Raw genomic sequence first — 18,193 nt, forward strand, 5'->3', positions numbered from 1 at the left:
CCTCCCGGCGGGGGCGCCCCCGCTGTCGCCCCCACCCCCCCCCCCCCCCGACCACCCCCCGGGGGGGGGGGGGCGGGGGGGGGCGGGGGCCCCCCCGGGGGGGGGCCCCCCCCCCCGACTCACGGAACGCGGGTCAGCCTGCCGACCGGGCACGGGAACGGGCGGCCCGCCGCTTCGCGGCCCGGCGTTCGTCCTCGCTCATGCCGCCGCACACACCGACGTCCTGGCCTGCTTCGAGGGCCCACTGGAGGCACTCCTCCATGACGGGGCAACGGCGGCACACCGCTTTGGCCTCCTCGATCTGGAGTAGGGCAGGACCGCTGGACCCCACGGGGAAGAACAGCTCGGGGTCTTCCCAACGGCAGGCAGCCTCGTCGCGCCAGTTCATCGTGCTTCCTCCATCCTCTCGACCCAATCCCTATCCCCACGCACCTGGCCGGTATCGGCCCGTCCATGCGGGGCCGGGGCGAGTACTTGCCGCTTCGGCATGGCCGCGCCGCCTGATGCGCCGGGACCGAGGGGTTCGAAACCCGATACCGGGGCATTCCCCAACAGGACCCGCCTTTTCCGGCTGATGGGAGCAGCAGTGACCACTTACGTCATCACCGTGCCCGGCACGTTCCTGAAGGACGTCGACGATGCGGCCCGCTCGGCGCTGGCGAGGAGCCTGGCCTCCCACCACACCGACTTGAGCGAGACCGAAGACGTGGAGCTGCTGACGGTCCACGAGGACGGGACCTTCTCCGTCCGCCTCGAAATCGAGGCCCCGGACCGGGCGGCGGCCGAGGAAGGGGCCGTCCGCCTGGCCGGCGGCGCCCTCCGGGAACTGGGCTACTCGGAGAAGGACGCCCCCCTGGGGCCGCCGGCCGTGACCGGCATCGAGGGTGAGCTCTGAGACGACCCGGTCATTCCGCTCCGGTCGTTCCGCTCTTGGGCCGGGCCGGCGCTACCGATCGTCGGGGGCGCCGCCCGGCTCTTCCGGCTCGACGACGTGGACGGCGGCTTCCTCGGCGCTCGCCGCGCCACCGTCGATGCCCACGTCCTCGGCGGTGAGCTCCGCGACGGTGTCAGGATGGGCGCCGTCGTCCGGCGCCACCATCCGGCCGGCGCGCCCGGTGCCGACCTCGCGGTCGAGCGCTTCGCCCTCACCGCCCGGCAGGTCGCCGATCCCGTCGCCTTCGGCCTCCCCCACGTCGGGCACCTCCTGGGCGAGCCTCTGATCGAGGCTTTCACCCTCCCGCTGCTCCGCGGCCGTGATGCCCGGCTTGGTGACCCCCAGCGGCCGTTCCGGGGGCGAGTAGCCCTCGTCCAGCATCGCGTCGTACGTGCGCTCGTCCACGGCGTTCTGGAGGTCCAGCGGCGCCGCGTCCTCCTGCTCCTCGTTGGTGCCGGTCGGCTGGTAGACGTCGTCGGCCTGCGGTGTCTCACTCATCGGGACCTCCTCGCGTCGACATGGCCTCTCTACGCGCTGCTGTCCCTCCTACCCCACCTAAAACATGCCATGCCGGGATGGATCCGACAAGGAGGACCAGCGCCACGGGCCTGGCCGCCGCGGGCGCCGCTAGGCTCGCCCCGTGGGTGACATCGTGGTGGTGCGCGACGGCTCCGGGCCGGAGGTCCTGACGGTGCACGGCGGAGCCGGCCCGCGGACGACGTGGGGCGCTCTGGCCGCGCTGGCGGACCGGTGGACGCTGGCGCATGTCCACCGCCGCGGATATCCGCCGAGTCCGCCACCGCGGGGGCGTCAGGACTTCGAGACGGACGCGCTGGACCTGGCGCCGCTGCTCGCCGGCCGCCCGCACGTCGTCGCCCACTCCTACGGCGTCCTCGGGACGTTGCTCGCGGCCGCTGCCGCGCCGGGCGGCGTGCGCTCGCTCACCCTGATCGAGCCGCCGCTCACCTACCTCGTCGCCGACGACCCCGACGTGGCGCGGCTCGGGCGCATCGGCGACGCGGTCCTCGACCACGGTATGGACGCGGACCCGGCCGAGCTGCGGGAGTTCCTGCGTCTCGCGGGCGCGTCCGTCGGCGACGGCCCGCTCCCCGCGGGCGTGGTCGCCGGCGTCCGGCGGGCGCACGGCAGCCGGCCGACGAGCGAGGCGCGGCCACGGCTCGACGTGGTCCGGGACGCGGGTATCCCGGTGCTCGTCGCGTCCGGAGCGCACGCGGCCGCGCACGAGCGGATCTGCGACGCCCTCGCGGATGCGCTCGGCGGCGAGCGCAGCGTCCATCCGGGCGCCGGTCACTTCGTCGCCGCGGCGCCGGGCTTCACCGAACGGCTCGAGGCCTTCCTGCGCGAGAACGGCACGTGACGAGCTCACCGCAGCGGTGTGGGCGATCCCGACGGCGAGACCTCCCTGGCGCCGCTCGCCGGCCTGTCGGGAGGCTTCGCCGTCCTGCTGGGCCTTTCGCTCCTGGTACGCCATCTGATGACCCGGGCCGGGCGGCGCGGCGCGGCGCGGAGGCGGGAACGGGCCGGAGCTCACCGGGTGCGTGACAGGCCGATCGCGAGGAGGCCCACGGCGGTGGCGCTGCCGAGGAGGGCGGTGGCGAGCACGCGGCGGCGCAGGGCGTGGTAGCGGCGGGCGTATTCGTCCCTCAGTTCCTGGCTGCGGCTGGTGACCTCGTGCAGGACCTGGCGCGTGCGGGCGAGGTGACGGGCGGCGTAGAGGCGGATGACGTCCTCCCGTTCCGCGCCTCCGAGCCAGGGCAGGCAGTCGGCGAAGGCTTCCGCTTCGCGGGCGGCACGGTGGTGGGCCGCGCGGCTCATCAGGTACCCCTCCAGCTCGGCCAGGCCGGCGCTCACGTCGTCCCCGTGCATGTCGCTCACCCCTTCAGCCCGTGGAAGGGCCTTGGCCCGTTCCCGGGGACTCGCGGTTCCGGGGGTCGTCGAGGACGTCGCGCTGGGCGCGGTCGTTGGCCTCGTCGAGGGCGGCGATCTCGGGATGGTTCAGGTCGAAGGCGGGGGATTCCGACCGGATGCGGGGCAGGGTCACGAAGTTGTGGCGCGGGGGCGGGCAGGAGGTGGCCCATTCCAGGGAGCGGGCGAAGCCCCAGGGGTCGTCGACGGTGACGCGGGGGGCGTAGTGGGCGGTCTTCCACACGTTGTAGAGGAACGGCAGGGTGGAGAGGCCGAGGAGGAAGGCGCCGATGGAGGAGAGGGTGTTGAGCCCGGTGAAGCCGTCGGCGGCGAGGTAATCGGCGTACCTGCGGGGCATGCCCTCGGCGCCCAGCCAGTGCTGGACGAGGAAGGTGGTGTGGAAGCCGATGAACAACGTCCAGAAGTGGATCTTGCCGAGGCGTTCGTCGAGCATCGTGCCGGTCATCTTCGGCCACCAGAAGTAGAAGCCGGCGAACATGGCGAAGACGACCGTGCCGAAGACCACGTAGTGGAAGTGGGCGACGACGAAGTAGGTGTCGGTGACGTGGAAATCCATCGGAGGCGAGGCCAGGATGACGCCGGTGAGGCCTCCGAACACGAAGGTGACGAGGAAGCCGATCGACCACAGCATCGGTGTCTCGAAGGAGAGGGAACCCTTCCACATGGTGCCGATCCAGTTGAAGAACTTCACCCCGGTCGGCACCGCGATCAGGAACGTCAGGAAGGAGAAGAACGGCAGCAGGACGGCTCCGGTGGCGAACATGTGGTGGGCCCACACCGTGAGGGAGAGTCCTGAGATGGCGATCGTCGCGCCGATCAGGCCCAGGTAGCCGAAGAGGGGCTTGCGGGAGAAGACGGGGACGATCTCTGTGACGATCCCGAAGAACGGCAGCGCGATGATGTAGACCTCGGGGTGCCCGAAGAACCAGAACAGGTGCTGCCACAGCAGCGCGCCGCCGTTGGCCGGGTCGAAGACGTGCGCGTTGAAGCGCCGGTCCGCCTCCAGCGCCAGCAGCGCGGCCGCCAGCACGGGGAACGCGAACAGTACGAGGACCGACGTGAGGAGGATGTTCCAGGTGAAGACCGGCATCCGGAACATCGTCATCCCCGGCGCGCGCAGGCAGATGATCGTGGTCGCGAAGTTGACGGACCCCAGGATGGTGCCGAAACCGGACAGGGCCAGCCCCATGATCCACATGTCGCCCCCGATGTAGGGGGTGCGTTCGCCGCCGCTGAGCGGCGTGTAGGCGGTCCAGCCGAAGTCCGCGGTCCCCTGGGGGGTGAACAGGCCGGCCACGACGATGATGCCGCCGAACAGGAACAGCCAGAAGGACAGCATGTTCAGCCGCGGGAACGCGACGTCCGGGGCGCCGATCTGCAGGGGCATGATGGCGTTGGCGAACCCGGCGAAGGTCGGCGTCGCGAAGAACAGCAGCATGATCGTGCCGTGCAGGGTGAAGGTCTGGTTGTACTGCTCGCTCGAGATGATCTGCATCCCGGGCCGGGCCAGCTCGGCGCGCAGGAGCAGGGCCAGGAGGCCGCCGATCAGGAAGAACCCGAAGGACGCGATCAGGTAGAGGTGCCCGATCTTCTTGTGATCGGTCGTCGTCAGCCACGACACGATCACCTGGCCCGGTGTCCGGCCGGGCGTGGGAACGGGAGCGATCGGCTCGGTCATCGTCACCATGACAAGCCCTTACGGCAGAGGGGTTCGGCGAGCGCGCCGGGGCCCTTCCGGCGTCCGGCACCCCACGCGCTCCCGATCTGTCTACCGTGAACCGTGGATCCCGCGGCACTGCCACGCGGGCGCGTCCAGGTGATGGGAAGGGCCCTTCCCCTTGCCGGCACCGCATGGGCAGGTCAGTGACCTCGACGGCCGCCGCCCCCCACGGCTCGGCCGGCCCTGCGCAGCAGGCCGCGCAAGCGCCGGAGAGGATGCGGCGACGGGCTTCGCCAGGCCGGGGGCTTCTCCGGGAGCAGCGGTACGCGCGGCATGAGGTAGCGCACCCCGTCGAGCTCCATCTCGCACAGGTACGCGCCGCCCGTCTCCGCCAGCGTGACGCTCAGCGGGCGCGGCGGGGGTCCGGGGAGTTCGGCGCGCCACACGGTGCGGTCCTCCCGGGGTGCGGGGCCCTGGGCGACGACCTTCCCGTCGACCAGCACCTCGACCGGGCGGGAAGCTCCGGCCATCTGCACGGTGACCGAGTGGCCGTCCCGGTCCAGGTGGAAGCGGGGGTGATCAGCCATACCTCCAGCGTACGGCCGCGCTGTCGGCGCCACAGGCCCACGCCGTGCGCCGGGGCCGTCGCGGGCCGTCGCGTCGGCGCGGTATTCGACTGCGCCGGTGAGAACCGGGAAGGATGTGCCCATGCCGTGGTTCCCCTCGACTCCGCCGAGACCCGCAGGGGCATATCCGCCGCATGGATGTTCGGTTAGGCTTGCCTTGCCTGGTGTGCGTACCCGGGCGGACAGTTCGGGTTCCGGGCCGCGGGTGAACCGCGGGGCGGAACGGGCAGGAGCGGGGTGCAGGTGAGAGACGGTGATCGGGTGCGTGTGCGTCCGGCGCCCGCTCGGGCGGGACGCCGATGCAGGTGACCGCGGGCGCGGCCGCCGGCCCGGTGCCGGGGACGGGGCGTCGTGAATAAGATCGCGCTGACGGCCGGAGTCCTGTACCTCATCGTGCTGCTCCGCGCCGGAGGGACGTTCGCCCTCGGGTGGCTCGCCGGCGCCGGTGCCCGGCGCAGCAGGTTCGGCGAGCGGATCACCTCGGCGAAGTTCCAGCGCGCCGAGCGGGCGATCCAGCGGTGGGGGGCGCCGGTGGTGGCCGTGTCGTTCCTGACCGTCGGGTTCCAGACCGCCGTCAACTTCCTCGCGGGCAGCATGCGCATGCCGCTCACCCGCTATCTCCCCGCCCTGTTCGTGGGCGGAGCGGTCTGGGCGCTGATCTACGCGACCGCGGGGCTCGGCGTGCTCGAAGTGCTGGGGAGGCTCTTCGCCGAGCAGACGGCCCTCGGGGTGTCCGCCGTGGCCGTCCTCCTCCTCGTGGTGTGCGCGGTGGTGGTGTACCGCAGGAGGAGGCCGGCTCCGTCCGGCCGTGACGCCACGACCGACGGATCGTGAGCCCGTCACGGCGGCGTGGTCACGCGGCGCCCGCCGCCGCCAGGAACGCGACCGGCAGGAGCAGGATCCACTGCGGCAGGCGGAGCAGTGGTCCGGGCCAGCCGACGGACAGTGTGACGACCAGGAAGGCTGCCGCGTACGCGACGAAGTGCGCGGCCACGAACCACGCCACCAGGCCGGTACCGGGCGTACCGTTCGCCACGGCGAGGTAGAGCAGGCCGAGGCCTGACAGCAGCAGGTCGACGCTCACCATGTGCCACACGGCGTGCAGCACACGCTTGGGTTCGTCCGCGAGTCCGCAGGACAGCAGCGGGCTCACCACGTCGCGGTGCCCGGCGACGACGTGCACCGCGGCCACGGCGAGAGCGGTGATCCCCGCCGCGAGGAGCCAGCCGTTCACCGGACCTCGATTCCCTGGGCCACGACAGCGGCCAATCGTGCGGGCAGTTGGGGATCGGGGTGTTCCCCGACCAGCCCGATGTGGAAGAACACGGCTCCTGCCAGCGTGTCCAGCACCAGGTCCACGGGTGTCTCGGGGGCGATCTCGCCGCGCAGCGCGGCGCGTTCGAAGACGACCAGCAGCCGCTGCTTCGCCGGGGCCAGGAAGTCGCCGCGGATGCGCGCCTTCAGCTCCGGGTCGGCGGCGAAGTCGGCCAGCAGTCCCGGGAGGGCCGCAGCGGCCGCGGGTGCGCGGAACTCGTCGACCAGGCCCTGCACCAGCAGGGTCAGGTCCCCGGCCAGCGTTCCGGTGTCCGGGGGCGGAGCATCGTCCGTGGTCGCGAAGACTGCTTCGAAGACCAACTCCGGTTTGCCGGGCCACCGCCGGTAGATCGTGTCCTTGCCCACGCCGGCCCGCGCGGCCACCGCGCCGATCGACGTCGCGGCGTAGCCGGCCTCGGCCACCAGCTCTGCCGTCGCGCCGATGATCGCCGTGTGCGATCGGGGATCCCTGGGGCGCCCCCGGGAGGGCGGAGAGGAGTTCATGAGGTTTACCTTACGGGTCGACCCGTAAGATAAACAAGGGGTCGGCCGACCGGTACGCCGGTCAGAGCGAGAGAAGGTCGGGGTCCGTGCCGGTCAAGCAGCGTCCCGCCGTCGTAGGCGGACGGTCGCCACGGCGGCGTCCCGCACCCGCCCCGGCAGTGCGTGCGTCAGTTCCCCGGCGTCCTTGCGCAGTTGCTCCTCCCATGCGGCGGCCCGCTCCCGCAGCCGGGGCAGGCCGGGCGGGCCGGGGACGGCCAGGCGGCGATTGAGCCGCCCGGCGACCGCCACCACCTCGTCGCCGTCCTCGACCTCCGCCAGGGTCGACGGCTGGACCCGCTCCAGCAGCATCGCGAACCGCTCGTCGTCGCGCTCGTGCAGCAAGACTGCGCCGCGCCCGCCCCACGCGACGAACGCGTCCGGCTCATGGACGTTGCCCGGGTGCGGGAAGGACACCTTCAGCACGGCGCTCTCCTCGCCCCGCCGCCGTACCGGAACGATGATGCCGACGCCACCGTGCATGACCTCGCCGTCCGGCACGCACTCCCAGCGCCCCAGCAATTCCTCCACGACGCCCGGCAGATCGGCGAGCCAGGCCGTCCCGGCCTCCCCCTCGCGGTCGACGGTGCTCTGCGCGAACTCTTCCGGCAGCAGGATCATCCCGGCACCCTACGCGCCGGCCCGGTCCGGGGCCGTGTGATGATGCGCCCGCTCAGCGGCACCAGTACGAGGGCCGCGGCCGCGAGGGCTCCGTACCCCGTGGGGATCTGGTCCTGAGCCACCGTGAGGACCCGTAGCAGATAGGTTCCGGTCCCCCGGTCACCCGCGTCCGCGGACGCCGAGAAGGTGAGTGCCACGTCGGTGGGGTGGATCACGTAGGACAGGCCCAGCCCGAATCCGAGCGGTACGAGGGCGCAGCACATCACGGTGGCCACGAGGAGTTCCCGGACTCTGCCCGCCGAGGTGAGGGGAGCCCAGGCCCGCGCCGTGTACCCGAGCCACTGCACGAAGGCGTAGCTGCCGACGGCGAGGAGGAGGAGCCAGGCGGCCAGTTCGCCCGGGTGGGCGGAGGGTCCCATCCGCGGCGTGCCGAGGTTGGTCGGCCTGAGAGCCGTGCCGGTCAGGAAGCCCAGTCCTGTGGCGACGGCCGCACGGTGGACGCTGCTCACCGCCCGCCCGAAGTGGAGGGCCGCCAGCTCCGTACGCCAGAGTGCGTACGCCGTCCCGCCGGCCAGGGGCAGGGCAGCGGGCAGCGCCGCCAGCGGGTGACTCGGAGGGAGTCCGAACAGTCCACTGGTGAAGGCGGTGACCGGCCCCTGGGCGAGGGCGCAGACCAGGCCCAGGGCGAAGCCTTCCCAGGCGACGAAGGTGAAGAGCGGAGCGGGATCACGCAGTGCGTCCAGCCGACGGGCCGCCAGAGGGTGCGGACGCAGGAACTCCACGGGCGGGACCTCTGCTTCGGCGTCGATCCGGCGTTGCGCGGCGAGTACGGCCGCCAGTCCGGTACCGCCGTTCTCCCAGGCGGCGGCGCGGGCATCCGCGTGGAACTCGCGGCTGCGCAGTACCGCGTTACGGGTCAGCGACACCGTCAGCCCGACGAGGAGCGTTCCCGCGGCGGTACCGAGGTAGAAGGACGCCGGACCCGCGGACGGATCGAGGACGCCGAGCGGAAAGGCGATGGTGACGGGGATCGCCACCAGGCGGGTGAAGAGCCGGGAGGAGATCAGGGTGAGGTACGCGATGTCGACGTCGCGGTTGTGCAGGTGTGCCAGCTCGTGCAGCACGATCGCCCGGAACCGTCCGGGATCGGTGTCGTGCAGGGCGATCAGGCCGCGGCTGAGCAGGACGTACCGTGTGCCGGCCCTTCCGAAGGCGAGGGCGTTCACCCTGCCGTCGAGGAGGTCCACCAGCGGGTTGATCCGCCGCCGGTCCGCGCCGACCGACCGCATCAGCCCGTCGAGCTCTTCGTGGACGGCCGGAAAGGAACGTGCGGCGAGGGGGACGTATCCCCTCCGGCGTATGCGCCGGCCGGGGAGGAACCAGTACACGGCGGCGACCAGCACCCAGAAGCAGCCCAGGACGGCGAGCTGGATCCACAGGAGGTGGCGGTCGGACAGGTCACCGCACAGGGCGAGTTGACGTACGGCGTCCGCGGCGCCCGAGGCGGCGCCCGGGGCGTACTTCTCGACGCACGCTCGGGTCGCCTCCAGGCCGGGCGCGCGGTCCCCGAGGAACGGCCGGACCCAGAAGAGGCCAACGGAGAAGACCGTTCCGGAGACGGCGACGATGAGCAGAGCGAAACGGAACGTCGTGCCGGAGGGGAGCGAGAACGCGGAGAGGGGAGCCGGCGCCGGCCGTGCGCCGGCCGCCGCGGGACTCATTCTCCCGTACCGGGATCCGCGGCCCCTCCGGGCAGGGCGCCGCGCCCGTCAGCGCGTTCCGCAGCACTTTCCTGGGCGTTTCGCGCCAGTCCGCCGACCAGGGCGTCCGCGAGCAGTTCCGCGCGGTCCGGGGTGAGCCCCAGCTCGACGCCTCGTTTCCGGGCGAGCTCGCGCAGCCGGCCCACGTGGGCGTCGGACAGCGGTTCCGGGTCCGGAGCGGACGGGGCCGCTTGCCGCCTCCTGCCGAACCGGAACCTGTTCCTGGTCCGGTCCGCCGCTTGTACGGCAACGTGCTGGAGAACGGAGGTGGTCACTGCCAGCGCTACGCCCGACAACACGCCGACCACCGTTTCCAGCCCCATACCGATGGGATCCCGAGCCGTCGCCGCACGGTGGGGAACCGGTTGGGCGAAGAAGGCCCGGGCCGTCTGGTCGAAGAGCTCCAGTTCCTCCGGCGCGATCTCGGCCACCGCCGAACGGGCGAGCCGGGCGGTTTCCTCACGGTCGTGATGATGGCGCAACACCGACACCTCCGCTCCGGGCGGGGCGCCGTCCGCGCCGGCTGCCCTGGGACTCCATCTGGCGCCCCGACAGCGGTAGTTGTCAATGCACTAGGTCGTCTCTTTCGGATCTTGCCGTCAAGCCCGCGGCGTCTGGTGCGGTGCCTCGCAAGGCGGAGGCACAGCGCGCGTACTGGACGTACTCGGCTGTGCCGACAGCGCGGCGAGGTGCCGTACCAGGCGTCGCGGGTCTGGGGGCACCTCCCAGCGGTAGCTGGGGGAGCAAGATCCGGAAGAGACGGCCTAGGTGTGACGTGGTCTCCCTGCGTTCCCGCGCCGTATCCGTCGTCGCGCGGCGCGCGGCGGGTCAGGAGGGGGCGAGGACGGAGTCGTCGAAGGTGTCGGCGCCCGGCAGATGGTGACGGGCGGCTATCAGGGCGGCGTGGATGTCGGTCGTCCCCGTCGCCACGCACAGTGCCTGCGCGACGTCCTCCATCTCGGTCCGCACGTGCGACGCCGCGCCGTCACCTTCCGCCAGAACGGCCAAGGCCCAGTAGCGGTCGACGAGACCGGGGAGCACCGCCGGGTGAGCCATCAGCATGGACGCGTCCTCTCCTCAATGATCATTTCCTGGCTGCCCTCACGTACCCGGTCACCGGCCGTCCATGCGCTCCGTTCGCCGGCAGGGCGGGAGGCGGCAGCACGGGCCTGGCTTGATCCGGCGCCTGTGGCCGGGGGCGGCGGAGCGGGGCTGACAACATCTGCGGATGCTCGGAAAACGAGGTGTTGTCCTCACCGTGGTGGCGGCCGCGTACGGCATGTCCTCCATGGGGGACCAGATGGCGATCGTCTCCCTGACCCTGCGCCTGCACGACCAGGGGCGGTCGGGCGTCGCCATCTCGGTCCTGGTGATCGCGAGCGTGCTGCCGCTGGTCGTGATCGGGCCGCTGGCCGCCCCACTGGTCGACCGGGTCGAGAGCAGTCGGCTGATCGTCGTGGTGACGGTGCTGCAGGCACTGGTCAGCGTGGGTTTGGTCTTCGTGACCGGCCTGGCCGGCACGCTCGTCCTGCTGGTCCTGCTCGGGGCGGGACTGGCCCTGGTGTCCCCGGCCCTGCTGCTGCTGGTCCCCCGGATCGTCGGTCCCGACGACACCGCCCGCGGCTACGCCCGGCTCGACGCCTTCCGGTCCGCCGGAAACGTGGCCGGGCCCGCGCTGGCCGGTGTCCTGATCGCCGTGTTCGACGTTCGGGTCGCTCTGGTGGCGAACGCGGCCAGCTTCGTCGTCATGGCCGTGGTGCTGTCCTGCCTGAAGGTCCGGCGCGAGCCCGAGGCGGGGGCGGGAGGGCGCTGGCTGGTGCAGGTCCGCGAGGGGGTCCGGGTGCTGGGCGGGGACCGCATGCTGCGCACGGCGATCCTCGCGCTGGCGTCGGCGATCGTGTTCACCGCCGTGCTGAGCGTGGCCCGCGTCTTCTTCATTCGGGACGATCTGAACGTGTCGGGCACCGGCTACGGCTTCCTGGTCAGCGGCCATACGGTCGGGATGCTGCTCTCCTCGACGCTGATCGCCCCGCGGGTCCCCTTGACGTGGCAGCCGCGGGTCCTGGTCGGGGCCGGGGTCCTGATGGGGACCGCGCTCGCCGTCGGGGCCGCGGTGCCGGTCTTCGCCGTCACGGCGGTGGCGTTCGTCCTGACCGGCGTCGCCAATTCCCTCCAGGGGCTCGCCATCCGCAACCTCATCCACGCCCGGGTGCCCGCGCAGGTACGGGGCCGGGCCTTCGCCACCTCGGGTGCGACGCTGAACGGGGCCAACCTGGCGGGGACCGCCCTGGGCGGGCCGGCCTCGACGCTGCTCGGCGGCGCCGGGGCCCTGGAGCTGGCGGGTCTGGGGACCCTGGTCGTCACCCTGGCGGGCAGTCCGGTGCTGCTGCGGCACACCGTCGGTGCGGACGATCCGAAGCCGTCCCGGCCTCCGGAGCAGGTGGCCGATCCCACGCAGGAGTAGGTGGCCGATTCCCGCTCCCACGCGTTGACGGGCCGTCGGGCCGTCCCTAGCGTCGAAAGCCGACCGCATACGGTCGAGCGACCGCACGGTCGAGCACATCGTGTCTGATCTCAGAGGGCGCCAGGCAGATCCTGCCGCCCGTCAGAGGGGGAAACCCATGTCCAGCACGATCCTTCCCGGCACCCCCGTAACCCGTGAACTGGTGCTCCTCGGCGACTCCGCGCCCGGACGCCGGGGCGAACGCACCATCGTCGCCCAGTCCCACTGCGAGATCGACCTCGCCTCCGACGAGGCGCTGGAGCGCTGCGTCCAGGCGCTGCGGGCCTCCGACGAGCGTCTCGCCGAGCAGGCGGACGGCCCGTACGACTGGCAGCGGACCTGGGTGGAACGCAACGGCCAGGCCGGCGGCAAGGTCATCTTCGACGTGGCCTGGTACGACGAGGAGTTCTTCCAGGAGAAGAAGGACACCTTCCTCGCTCCCGAACACCTCGCGATGTACGCGCACATCGGCGCCGGGGAGGGAGCGGTGCGGGTCACCCACTGGCAGAAGGTCGACTGACGCGACGCCCGGCACCCCGGGAGGGCCGTCCGCCGCCACCGGCGGGCGGCCGGACCTTCGACTCGGGGGAAGCCGCTCTTTCCGCAGGGGATCGACGTTGAGCAGGGCATGATCCTCTGGCTCTTGGATCACCTGAGTACGTTCTTCCTCGGCGTCGTCATCGTCGGCGGCTTCGTCGCCCTGGCCCTCGGGGGGAGCCTGGCCGCTCGCCGCCGGTTCCCGCACCTCGCGAACGGCGAGCACAACGAGATGGTCGGTGTCACCCTCGGGATGTTCGGCGCGATCTACGGCATCATCCTCGCCTTCGTCGTCGCCCTCTGGACGCAGCTGGAGAACACGCAGAACATCGTCGCCGGCGAAGCCACCGGCCTGGCCCTCGTCGTCCGCAGTGCCGAAGCCTTTCCTCCCGCCGAGCGTGCCCGTGTGGAACGGGCGGTCGGGGACTACGTGCACGCCGTCGTCGAAGTGCAGTGGCCCCTGATGCGCGAGGGGGAAGCCCAGCTTCGAGGCGACCGCCGGGCCGACGCACGCCATGTACACCGCGCTGCAAGCGTACGAGCCGGCCGGCACGCGCAGCGAGACCTTCTACGCGGAGGCCGCCGCCCGCCTCAACGACGTCGCCGGCAGCGCCGGGCGCGGGTCACGATGGCGGAGACCTCACTGCCGGGGCTGCTGCAAGTGCTCGTGTACGGAGGCGCCCTGGTGATCCTCCCGCTCACGTTCCTGTTTGGTCTGCGCGGTCTGAGGATGCAGTTGCTGTTCGTGTCGGCGGTGGCCGGGCTGATCGGCTTCAGCCTGCTGCTGGTGGTGGTGCTGGACCGCCCCTTCGCCGGGGAGCTGAGCGTGAGCCCCGCGCCCTACAACGAGGCGGCCCTGGCCCAGTTCTGGCCGCACCGGTAGCCGGCCCCTAGATCGCGAACGGTGACTGGAAGAGGAACTCCTGCGTGGCCTTGCCCGTCCGGAACATGTTGGGCGTCTGGTAGAAGGGCATCGCCTCGACGACCTGGCGGTGGAGGGTCGCGTACGTTCCCTGGAACGCTCCGTTCCTCCAGGTCTTGAGCAGTGTTTCTGTGAACAGGCCGTTGCTTCCCACGCCGTCGCTGGAGGTCTGGTTGTCCTGGCAGCCGGAGATCAGCAGGACGTCGGCCCCGATGTCCTGCTGGTCCAGCGCGGGCACGGAGCGCTGGATCGCGTCGTACCGCTCCTGGTCGCGCTGGTAGTCGCGGAACTGGACGTCCTGCGGCAGGACACGGATGCGGGCACGGACTGCGGACGGTTCGCTGGTGTCGAAGGTGCGCACCAGTTCCGCGTCGTCGAGGAACAGCGAGACGTCCCGCGCGACGGTGCCGCTGTGACAGCTGTCGGAGAGCAGGAGGACGCGTACGTCTTCGGCGCAGGAGCCGAGGAGGGCGTACAGCTCGTCGTCGATGAACTGCCGGTCGTAGAGCACCCACGTCTCGTCGCGGCGGTCGGGCTCGTCCCCGTTCTTGTCGGGGACCTGGGCTCCGTGGCCGGCGTAGGTGAGCAGCAGGAGGTCGCCGGCGGTGAGCTGGGCGGCGGCCTCCTGCAGTACGGAGGTGACCTTCTCGCTCGTGGCGTCCTTGGTGAGCAGGGTCGCGAGGGGGGTGAAGCCGGTGGCTTCGGCCACGTTCCTCATGGCCAGGGCGTCGTTCTCGCAGTTCTTCAGCTCGCCCTTGGTTCCGTAGCGGGTCTCGTCGATCTCGTTGAGGCCGATGTGGATGGACAGTCCTTTGGGCATGGCCCTTCCTCCGTGACTCTTCGATAGCCCGCTCAGATCAGGGCGTACAGGTGGGTCGTGGATCTCATGCGGGCGTGGCCGCGCGGGACCGGCAGAAGGTACCCGAGCTCCTTGAGGTTACGGAAAGTGACGGGCCGTTGCCATGTCGCCGCGCGAGCGCCACACGAACAGGCGAGCGCGTTCCGGTACGGCGGGAGCGCGCGGTCTGCCCTGCAGCCGTGGCCCTCGGGTCACTCCTGGTGGGGGGCCTGGCGCTTTTGCGACACATCCGCAAGGCGTGTAGGGGGCGCGTCGCGGAGCGTTAGGGAAGTGTTAGTGCGGCTCGTGACCATGGGTCCGCCGGGGCCTTCGGCCGCCGGCGATGCCGGGAACCGGCCGGGTCCACGTCGTGGAACGCGGCATTCGAAAGAGAGAGCGCGATGAAAGCAAGAACCGCCGAAACCGCGATAGCCGTACTGCTCGCCGTCGGTTCCGCTGCTGTGGTCGCCACCGCCTCCGCTTCGGAGCACACCGGCATCGCCGTCTCGGCCGCGAGCGATTCGGAGCAACCGGGCGAGCCCGCCCCCGGGGAAGCCGAGACGTCCCCTTCCGCCCCTCCCCCGGCGCCGGGCGGACCGACGGAACGCCCGACGGAACGCCACGAAGGGACGGCCACGTACTACCGCCCCGCCTACGGCATGGAGGGAGCATGCGGCGAGGCGGTGGGCGACGGCGACTTCGCCGTCGCGCTCGACCCCGGCACGTTCGGTTCGGTACCCGCCGCCGCGCACTGCGGGAGGAAGGTCGTCGTCGCGTACGAGGGAAAGTCCGTGACGGCGACGGTCCTTGACGCGGCCCCCGGCGCGGGCAGGTACGGCCTCGCTCTCACGCGGGCCGCGTTCGCCGCGCTCGCGCCGGTCGGCCAGGGGAGCGTCCACGTCACCTGGTACTTCGCGGAGTAGCCGGGCGGCGGCAGCGCCGCACGGCACGCGCTCCCGCCGGGGAGACGGGAATGCCGGACGTCTCGTCGTCGGTGCTGGACAGCACGGTCCGGCCGGCCACTCCCCCTTACGGCGTCTGCTCGGCGCCGCGTACGAGGGCCAGTTCCCGAGCCGTCAGGGGCGGCCCGGTCAGGGGTGGGCGCAGGGGGCCCCGCAGGGCACCGAGCAGCACTCGCGGTCTGACCAGGCTGGTCAGCGGGGCTTGGAGGGAGGTGACGTCGAAGAAGTCCTTCGTCATCGTGAAGTTGCCGCAGCAGGTGTTCAGCAGGCGGTACGTGTAGCCGGCCACGATCCTGTCCTTGCGGGTCGGGCCGCCTCCCTGGGCTCCCGGGTAGAGCACGTCATGGCCCAGTGCCAGGTCCCAGGCCGCCGCGACGGGTCTGGCCACGGCCCGCTGGACGCGCTTCGCCAGCCGTGGGGCGTCGACGCCGTGGCACGCCACGAGGCGGCGGAGCGTGAGGGCCGCTTGGGCGGCGACCGACATGGCGTGCCCGTAGATGGGGTTGAAGGCCGCCAGGGCGTCTCCCAGCACGACGAACCGCTCCGGCCAGTTCCTGACGTCCTCGAAGTACCTGCGTGTATTGCGCGTGCTGCGGTTGACCGTCACCTCGGTCAGTGGCTCCAGGCCAGAGATGATCTCGCCGATGACGGGGTGGCGCAGGCTGCGGGCGAAGGCCTCGAAGTCCTCGGTCCTCCCTGTGGGCTCGCCCCCTCGGGTGCCGGCCGTCGTGACGATCCACTGGCCGTTCTCGATGGGCAGGATGCTGCCGCTCTTCCCGGGGCGCGCCGTCCGCGGGTCGGACTGCACCACGACGAGGGGGAATCCGGTGGCGCCTTCGGGCGCGCGGAAGACGCGGCTCGCGTACGTCAAGCCGAGGTCCAGAGACCGTTCGGGAGCGGGGACGACCCCCAGCTGCTCCAGGTGGTGGGGAGCCCTGGACCCCCGTCCGCTCGCGTCGACGACGAAGTCGGCCCCGAGGACTTCTTCCCGGCCGTCGGCCCGGCGTACGCGTACGCCGGTGACGCGGGCGGCGCTGCCCGTGAGGGATTCGACCCGGGTGCGCGGCAGGACCCGCACGCTGGTGTCGGAGAGGACGAGGTCGCGGACCACGAAGTCCAGGAGGTCGCGGCTGCACGCGATGAGGAACGACGTCTCCTGGTTCCAGCGCCTGAGCCATCCCTCGGGGGTGAATCCGACCATGCCGGTGGGGATCGGGATGCGGTTGGCCCCGGCCTCCATCCACCGGGCGGTGGCTCCGGGCAGGAGGGCTTCGGCGGCGTTCACCCCGCGTCCCCAGAACATGTGGGCGTGGCTCGCCTGGGGAAGCCCCCGCCGGGGCACCGGGCCGTCCGGCAGTTCGTCGCTGTCGACCACGAGGACTTCCCGCACCAGGCCGCGCAGCGCGGCCGCCGCGAGCATGCCGGCCAGGCCTCCGCCGATGACGATGGCACGCCTGGGTGCCGCTGTGGTCCAGGGGGCGCGGGGCTGGGTCATGTGGCTGCTCTTTCGTGGACCGGGGCAAGTGCGGGGATCGTCAGCGGGACGGAAGCCGGGTGACCGGAGGACCGGCGTGACCGGGCCTCATCGCTCGGCGCGACCGGCGTGCGCCGGGGGGCTGTCGGGGTGCGGTCCGCCGATGACGGCGGTCTGTGGGACGGCCGGCGAACCGGGTGTGTGATCGGACCCGGGGCGGGGAACGGCCAGGACGCGCAGCGCCTCGGAGAGGCGGACGAGCTCGTCGTCGTCACCGGCGAGCATGCTCTCCAGGTGCCCGTCGGCGCCGTCGGGGTGGGTGCCGCTCATGGTCCTCAACGCGGTGGTCACCATCGAGACGTGGCGCGCGGCCTCCGGCCTCACGGCACCCGGACGGGTCGTGTGCCCCTGACTGCCCTGGCGCGCGTCACGGTCGGTACGGGGCGAGAGCAACCGGAGTCCGTCACGGATGTCGCAGGTCCGCCGGAGGTGACGCCTGCCGAGTGAGGACCACCAGGGGATGCGCACCAGTTCGTACGGGGTCACCTCGCGCATCGTCAGCCACAGCGGCCGGAGCCGCCGGTACTGTGACCACCGCCGCCACCAGCCCGTCAGCCCCTGGCCCACGGAGGGCAGGACGAACCCGACGCACTGGCAGAGCGAGGCCACGAAGGACACGTTGGGCGCGAGCGCCGTACTGACGCCGTCCCAGTCGTGGCCGGCCCAGCGGGCGCCGATCGCCAGGAGTTTGCAGGCCACGTATCCCAGACCCAGCACGGCACCGGTCACGATGAGGATCAGGCCGGTGCGCAGCAGCCCCGTGACCTCGCGCGACCAGCGCCAGCACAGGCGGCCCAGCACGCCGATCGCCGCCCCGTAGGCCAGGAGGCTGAGGACGATCATCTCGCGGAGGTAGGGGGTGGTGGCGTAGTAGGTGTCGAAGTCCCTGAGGCGTTCGTCCGGTGCGTCACCCAGGGCGAACAGGGTGAGCTGTCCGGCGCAGACCACCGCGTACGCGCCGACGCACCAGCGCGTGGCGGCCTGCCGGCGGTCTTCCGGTCCCCCGCGCCAGGTGATGGTCAGGTGGATGAGGGCGGCGCTCGCGACGGTGACGATGCAGTAGACCAGCGGTGCCGAGAAGTTGGCGATGCCGGTCAGCGTGTTGACCTGGGCGATGGTCGGCGGAGCGGCGAAGAAGAACACGGCTGCGCCGAGTGGCAGGAGCAAGGACACCGAACGGACGAGAGGGTCACGCCAGTGCCTGAGGAGTCGGGGCACCCTCAGCGCGAAGGCGACGGACAGGACGCCGACGACGAGGTAGAAGAACACGTTGGTCATGGGGTCTCCCCTTCGGTCCGGACACCGCGCGGGGGCGTCATGCCGGCTTCCTCACGGCTGCGGCACCCGGCACGCCCTGGATCCCGGCGGGGACGCGGAGCAGCGAGTGGGAGATCCGTACGAGGTCGCGCCGCTCCCAGGGCCCGTCCTGCAGGACTCGTGAGGAGGTGATCACGCTGTGCGCGGGGTCGGGGCGAAGCGCCTCCGCCGCGGCGGC

General features: G+C 71.8%; 20 protein-coding genes and 1 pseudogene. 7 read left to right on the plus strand and 14 right to left on the minus strand.

Going from position 1 to position 18,193, the window contains the following annotated elements:
• Positions 1–133 precede the first annotated feature (133 nt).
• Positions 134–388, minus strand: a complete 255-nt coding sequence (locus ACFY7H_RS22420) for a WhiB family transcriptional regulator (protein WP_388940511.1) — start codon at positions 386–388, stop codon at positions 134–136.
• A 198-nt stretch (positions 389–586) separates the two neighbouring features.
• On the opposite strand from ACFY7H_RS22420, the gene ACFY7H_RS22425 reads away from it, so the two are divergent.
• Positions 587–895 carry a hypothetical protein gene (locus ACFY7H_RS22425; RefSeq protein ID WP_388940513.1) on the plus strand — a complete coding sequence of 103 codons (309 nt, stop codon included), beginning with the start codon at positions 587–589 and terminating at the stop codon, positions 893–895.
• A 51-nt stretch (positions 896–946) separates the two neighbouring features.
• Here the strand turns inward: ACFY7H_RS22425 and ACFY7H_RS22430 are convergent, their stop codons facing one another.
• Positions 947–1,432, minus strand: a complete 486-nt coding sequence (locus tag ACFY7H_RS22430; RefSeq protein WP_388940515.1) for a DUF5709 domain-containing protein — start codon at positions 1,430–1,432, stop codon at positions 947–949.
• Between the two features lie 142 nt (positions 1,433–1,574).
• Between ACFY7H_RS22430 and ACFY7H_RS22435 the strand changes: the two genes are divergently transcribed.
• Positions 1,575–2,312: an alpha/beta fold hydrolase gene (locus ACFY7H_RS22435; RefSeq protein WP_388940517.1), complete on the plus strand. Its 738-nt coding sequence runs from the start codon at positions 1,575–1,577 to the stop codon at positions 2,310–2,312.
• A gap of 170 nt (positions 2,313–2,482) precedes the next feature.
• Here ACFY7H_RS22435 and ACFY7H_RS22440 read toward each other — a convergent pair whose 3' ends face one another.
• The 3 genes from ACFY7H_RS22440 to ACFY7H_RS22450 all read right to left on the minus strand — a co-directional run bounded on the left by ACFY7H_RS22440 (position 2,483) and on the right by ACFY7H_RS22450 (position 5,128).
• Positions 2,483–2,821 (minus strand): hypothetical protein, encoded by a 339-nt coding sequence (locus ACFY7H_RS22440; RefSeq protein WP_388940519.1) that lies wholly within the window; start codon positions 2,819–2,821, stop codon positions 2,483–2,485.
• 13 nt (positions 2,822–2,834) lie between these two features.
• A complete protein-coding gene (gene ctaD / locus ACFY7H_RS22445; protein ID WP_388940521.1) occupies positions 2,835–4,568 on the minus strand; it encodes a cytochrome c oxidase subunit I in 1,734 nt (577 codons plus the stop codon).
• 173 nt (positions 4,569–4,741) lie between these two features.
• Complete coding sequence (locus ACFY7H_RS22450) at positions 4,742–5,128, minus strand: hypothetical protein (RefSeq protein ID WP_388940523.1); 387 nt, start codon at positions 5,126–5,128, stop codon at positions 4,742–4,744.
• A 390-nt stretch (positions 5,129–5,518) separates the two neighbouring features.
• On the opposite strand from ACFY7H_RS22450, the gene ACFY7H_RS22455 reads away from it, so the two are divergent.
• Positions 5,519–6,001, plus strand: coding sequence for a DedA family protein (locus tag ACFY7H_RS22455; RefSeq protein WP_388940525.1), 483 nt, complete (start codon positions 5,519–5,521; stop codon positions 5,999–6,001).
• Between the two features lie 19 nt (positions 6,002–6,020).
• Here ACFY7H_RS22455 and ACFY7H_RS22460 read toward each other — a convergent pair whose 3' ends face one another.
• The 6 genes and pseudogenes from ACFY7H_RS22460 to ACFY7H_RS22485 form a co-directional block, all read right to left on the minus strand.
• Positions 6,021–6,401 carry a hypothetical protein gene (locus tag ACFY7H_RS22460; protein ID WP_388940527.1) on the minus strand — a complete coding sequence of 127 codons (381 nt, stop codon included), beginning with the start codon at positions 6,399–6,401 and terminating at the stop codon, positions 6,021–6,023.
• Positions 6,398–6,985: a TetR/AcrR family transcriptional regulator gene (locus ACFY7H_RS22465; RefSeq protein ID WP_388940529.1), complete on the minus strand. Its 588-nt coding sequence runs from the start codon at positions 6,983–6,985 to the stop codon at positions 6,398–6,400. The genes ACFY7H_RS22460 and ACFY7H_RS22465 overlap by 4 nt, the downstream gene beginning before the upstream one ends.
• 117 nt (positions 6,986–7,102) lie before the next feature.
• Positions 7,103–7,642: pseudogene (locus ACFY7H_RS22470) on the minus strand (aminoglycoside phosphotransferase family protein); the annotation flags it as partial.
• Positions 7,639–9,363 (minus strand): M48 family metalloprotease, encoded by a 1,725-nt coding sequence (locus ACFY7H_RS22475; protein ID WP_388940531.1) that lies wholly within the window; start codon positions 9,361–9,363, stop codon positions 7,639–7,641. The pseudogene ACFY7H_RS22470 and the gene ACFY7H_RS22475, both read right to left, overlap by 4 nt.
• Positions 9,360–9,893 carry a hypothetical protein gene (locus tag ACFY7H_RS22480; protein WP_388940533.1) on the minus strand — a complete coding sequence of 178 codons (534 nt, stop codon included), beginning with the start codon at positions 9,891–9,893 and terminating at the stop codon, positions 9,360–9,362. Before ACFY7H_RS22480 ends, ACFY7H_RS22475 begins: the two co-directional genes overlap by 4 nt.
• 337 nt (positions 9,894–10,230) lie before the next feature.
• Entirely contained in the window at positions 10,231–10,464 is a 234-nt protein-coding gene (locus ACFY7H_RS22485; RefSeq protein ID WP_388940535.1) for a DUF5133 domain-containing protein, read from the minus strand.
• Between the two features lie 166 nt (positions 10,465–10,630).
• Between ACFY7H_RS22485 and ACFY7H_RS22490 the strand changes: the two genes are divergently transcribed.
• The 3 genes from ACFY7H_RS22490 (at position 10,631) to ACFY7H_RS22500 (ending at position 13,325) form a co-directional block, all read left to right on the plus strand.
• A complete protein-coding gene (locus ACFY7H_RS22490) occupies positions 10,631–11,866 on the plus strand; it encodes an MFS transporter (protein ID WP_388940537.1) in 1,236 nt (411 codons plus the stop codon).
• A gap of 157 nt (positions 11,867–12,023) precedes the next feature.
• Positions 12,024–12,425, plus strand: coding sequence for a hypothetical protein (locus ACFY7H_RS22495; protein ID WP_388940539.1), 402 nt, complete (start codon positions 12,024–12,026; stop codon positions 12,423–12,425).
• Between the two features lie 123 nt (positions 12,426–12,548).
• Positions 12,549–13,325 (plus strand): hypothetical protein, encoded by a 777-nt coding sequence (locus ACFY7H_RS22500; protein ID WP_388940541.1) that lies wholly within the window; start codon positions 12,549–12,551, stop codon positions 13,323–13,325.
• Positions 13,326–13,332: 7 nt separating this feature from the next.
• Here ACFY7H_RS22500 and ACFY7H_RS22505 read toward each other — a convergent pair whose 3' ends face one another.
• Complete coding sequence (locus tag ACFY7H_RS22505; RefSeq protein ID WP_388940543.1) at positions 13,333–14,184, minus strand: caspase domain-containing protein; 852 nt, start codon at positions 14,182–14,184, stop codon at positions 13,333–13,335.
• A 419-nt stretch (positions 14,185–14,603) separates the two neighbouring features.
• On the opposite strand from ACFY7H_RS22505, the gene ACFY7H_RS22510 reads away from it, so the two are divergent.
• Positions 14,604–15,125: an RlpA-like double-psi beta-barrel domain-containing protein gene (locus ACFY7H_RS22510; protein WP_388940544.1), complete on the plus strand. Its 522-nt coding sequence runs from the start codon at positions 14,604–14,606 to the stop codon at positions 15,123–15,125.
• Positions 15,126–15,231: 106 nt separating this feature from the next.
• Here the strand turns inward: ACFY7H_RS22510 and ACFY7H_RS22515 are convergent, their stop codons facing one another.
• Positions 15,232–16,659, minus strand: coding sequence for an NAD(P)/FAD-dependent oxidoreductase (locus ACFY7H_RS22515; protein ID WP_388940546.1), 1,428 nt, complete (start codon positions 16,657–16,659; stop codon positions 15,232–15,234).
• An 87-nt stretch (positions 16,660–16,746) separates the two neighbouring features.
• On the minus strand, positions 16,747–17,976 hold the full coding sequence (locus ACFY7H_RS22520; protein ID WP_388940548.1) for an MAB_1171c family putative transporter: 1,230 nt from the start codon (positions 17,974–17,976) through the stop codon (positions 16,747–16,749).
• Positions 17,977–18,193: the final 217 nt, after the last annotated feature.

The organism is Streptomyces sp. NPDC012794 (genome assembly GCF_042901085.1).
In the GTDB taxonomy this organism is placed as follows: domain Bacteria; phylum Actinomycetota; class Actinomycetes; order Streptomycetales; family Streptomycetaceae; genus Streptomyces.

What these genes read in the sequence shown, in the direction of transcription:
- ACFY7H_RS22420 (WP_388940511.1), bottom strand. Translation starts at nt 388, where the DNA reads ATGAACTGGCGCGACGAGGCTGCCTGCCGTTGGGAAGACCCCGAGCTG.
- ACFY7H_RS22430 (WP_388940515.1), bottom strand. Translation starts at nt 1,432, where the DNA reads ATGAGTGAGACACCGCAGGCCGACGACGTCTACCAGCCGACCGGCACC.
- ACFY7H_RS22440 (WP_388940519.1), bottom strand. Translation starts at nt 2,821, where the DNA reads ATGCACGGGGACGACGTGAGCGCCGGCCTGGCCGAGCTGGAGGGGTAC.
- ctaD (WP_388940521.1), bottom strand. Translation starts at nt 4,568, where the DNA reads ATGGTGACGATGACCGAGCCGATCGCTCCCGTTCCCACGCCCGGCCGG.
- ACFY7H_RS22450 (WP_388940523.1), bottom strand. Translation starts at nt 5,128, where the DNA reads ATGGCTGATCACCCCCGCTTCCACCTGGACCGGGACGGCCACTCGGTC.
- ACFY7H_RS22465 (WP_388940529.1), bottom strand. Translation starts at nt 6,985, where the DNA reads ATGAACTCCTCTCCGCCCTCCCGGGGGCGCCCCAGGGATCCCCGATCG.
- ACFY7H_RS22475 (WP_388940531.1), bottom strand. Translation starts at nt 9,363, where the DNA reads ATGAGTCCCGCGGCGGCCGGCGCACGGCCGGCGCCGGCTCCCCTCTCC.
- ACFY7H_RS22485 (WP_388940535.1), bottom strand. Translation starts at nt 10,464, where the DNA reads ATGCTGATGGCTCACCCGGCGGTGCTCCCCGGTCTCGTCGACCGCTAC.
- ACFY7H_RS22490 (WP_388940537.1), top strand. Translation starts at nt 10,631, where the DNA reads ATGCTCGGAAAACGAGGTGTTGTCCTCACCGTGGTGGCGGCCGCGTAC.
- ACFY7H_RS22495 (WP_388940539.1), top strand. Translation starts at nt 12,024, where the DNA reads ATGTCCAGCACGATCCTTCCCGGCACCCCCGTAACCCGTGAACTGGTG.
- ACFY7H_RS22505 (WP_388940543.1), bottom strand. Translation starts at nt 14,184, where the DNA reads ATGCCCAAAGGACTGTCCATCCACATCGGCCTCAACGAGATCGACGAG.
- ACFY7H_RS22510 (WP_388940544.1), top strand. Translation starts at nt 14,604, where the DNA reads ATGAAAGCAAGAACCGCCGAAACCGCGATAGCCGTACTGCTCGCCGTC.
- ACFY7H_RS22515 (WP_388940546.1), bottom strand. Translation starts at nt 16,659, where the DNA reads ATGACCCAGCCCCGCGCCCCCTGGACCACAGCGGCACCCAGGCGTGCC.
- ACFY7H_RS22520 (WP_388940548.1), bottom strand. Translation starts at nt 17,976, where the DNA reads ATGACCAACGTGTTCTTCTACCTCGTCGTCGGCGTCCTGTCCGTCGCC.